Origin of the sequence: Parapedobacter sp. 2B3, from assembly GCF_041925275.1 — a bacterium.
Classification (GTDB): domain Bacteria; phylum Bacteroidota; class Bacteroidia; order Sphingobacteriales; family Sphingobacteriaceae; genus Parapedobacter; species Parapedobacter pyrenivorans_A.
Map to the genome: position 1 here is coordinate 1 of NZ_JBHEUZ010000055.1, position 1,278 is coordinate 1,278.

General features: G+C 51.9%; 2 protein-coding genes. Both read right to left on the bottom strand.

Annotated features, from left to right (window positions below; genetic code table 11):
- Positions 1 to 21: 21 nt before the first annotated feature.
- Complete coding sequence (locus tag ACEVG1_RS21005; RefSeq protein ID WP_374745693.1) at positions 22 to 963, bottom strand: UPF0236 family transposase-like protein; 942 nt, start codon at positions 961 to 963, stop codon at positions 22 to 24.
- 41 nt (positions 964 to 1,004) lie between these two features.
- Positions 1,005 to 1,217: a hypothetical protein gene (locus ACEVG1_RS21010; RefSeq protein ID WP_374745694.1), complete on the bottom strand. Its 213-nt coding sequence runs from the start codon at positions 1,215 to 1,217 to the stop codon at positions 1,005 to 1,007.
- Positions 1,218 to 1,278: the final 61 nt, after the last annotated feature.

Here is a 1,278-nt window from a genome sequence, read left to right on the forward strand (position 1 = left end):
CGGGTGCACGACAGATTTCCGTCAAGCGGCATTTTTAGCGTATTCGACGATTTTATACCATCTATTGCTTTTGTAGGTCGCCCTTAGCTGCGCCATTTTCTGCAGACCGTCCAGAGACCAGTGCTGCCCGGACAGCTTAAGGCGTGCCTGCAGTACCGCTTTGTGGGCTGATTCTATGGCTCCCGATCCGATGAACAGCCCTTGTTCGCGGAACGACCTGTAGCGCATCCGCTCGATGTTTTCCCGGTAATACCCCAGCAGGTTGTTCCGCTTCTTTTCTGCGGCTTTGTCATCAAGCTGTACCTGTTCAATCGCCTTGATGACCAATTCGGGATCCTTTTCCAGCAAAGCCTCCCGTTGGACATCGAGCCACTCCCTGCGCATTTCCTCGTCCTGTATGCAGTCCTTTGCAAATTCGCACAGGTGCTCAGCGGCATGGAAATAGTCCAGTATCTTTCGCGCATCGGGATACAGGTCATCCGCCCAGTTCCATATCCATTTGGCACCGTCCGATACGATCGCCAGGTTGTCAAGCCCCTCTATCTCGTATTCCAATCTGGGGAAAAATTCCTTTGCTCTGCCTAGATGGGCCACATAGATCGATCCATCCACGAAATTCCGGTCCTGGCAAAGGGGAAGGATGCTGCCGGCACGTATCACCCGGCCCAACTTCACCTCACGCCAGGGTTCGCCCTTTTCACGGGTCGGGTACATCGCCCCGTCAACCATCAGGTAATGGAGCTCGCTGCGCTCCTGATCGCTGTATTCCACATGGCATCCAGCAATGACCGATTGACTGATCTCTTCATCGACAATGCCACCGTATAGATGGCAGACCCGCTCTATCTGTTTGGCGTTGAAGTCAGAACCGGTTAGGCTGTTGATGACCCGCTCCGCTTCCTCGAAAACCAGTTGCTGGCCAACGAAACACATCGTCTCCTGAGCAAAACCGCTGATGTTCATCGAACCGGGGCTTTTGGCCAGGATATGCTCTTTGCATAATTCTAGCTGCCCGAATCGCGTGTGGAGTTTTTTTTTCTGTTTTTGTCTTTGGGTACATCTCCCGTAGAAAGGGCGAAAATCTCCCGCTCGAGCTCCTGCATCATCGATGCATAACTGCTCTCGTATTCGTAGCCAGTGGTCATATCGGCCGTTTTAGCTTTCCAAGCAGCATACTTCTCCTTAACAATCGCAGTGACTTCCTCTAATTCTTCCATGTGGTCCTTTTGGGATCACAAGTTAACACTTTTAAGGAAAATGGAAATCTGTCGTGCACCC

Excerpts from the sequence above, each read along its gene's own strand:
- ACEVG1_RS21005 (WP_374745693.1), bottom strand. The coding sequence starts at position 963 with ATGAACATCAGCGGTTTTGCTCAGGAGACGATGTGTTTCGTTGGCCAG.
- ACEVG1_RS21010 (WP_374745694.1), bottom strand. The coding sequence starts at position 1,217 with ATGGAAGAATTAGAGGAAGTCACTGCGATTGTTAAGGAGAAGTATGCT.